This is a genomic window from Vibrio sp. 10N.222.55.C6 (genome assembly GCF_041473395.1).
GTDB lineage: Bacteria > Pseudomonadota > Gammaproteobacteria > Enterobacterales > Vibrionaceae > Vibrio > Vibrio crassostreae_C.
Map to the genome: position 1 here is coordinate 1 of NZ_JBFRSD010000838.1, position 487 is coordinate 487.

The 487-nt window shown below is 46.6% G+C and carries 1 pseudogene; it reads right to left on the bottom strand.

What is annotated here, in order from left to right:
* Positions 1–487: pseudogene (locus AB4486_RS26455) on the bottom strand (metallophosphoesterase); the annotation flags it as partial.

Here is a 487-nt window from a genome sequence, read left to right on the forward strand (position 1 = left end):
CTTCAGAGCAGCTTGAGTAACCACTTTCTTTATAGCTACCACCCGTACCTTCATAACAGATCTCGTACATGCGCTTATCAAAAGCCGCTTCTTCTTTAGCTAAATCATAGCTGTAACTAGCTCGAGCTTGGTCGCTGCTGTAAGGCGTTTCAAAGTAGAGATAGTCTTGCTGAGGGTAGAAGCCGTGAGTGCCTAGGATACTCATGATCTCTTCATAGCCCCATTCACGTACTTCTTCAGTACAGATGGTTGCTAAGTTGTCACCTTCACCGGGAATAGTCGTCCACTCATCGTCATAACCAACACACTCTTCTTTACCTCGGCTATAGATACGCTGCTTCTTACCACCCTCGCCTAGGTAATCAGATTTACCTGCAGGGATTGTAAATGGACGCACTGGATCGTGGTTGCCTGGCGCTGCAAAAAACTCAAGACCATGAGTCTCGCGGTAGTGATCAAAAATGCTCACCAAGCCACGCATATGAAT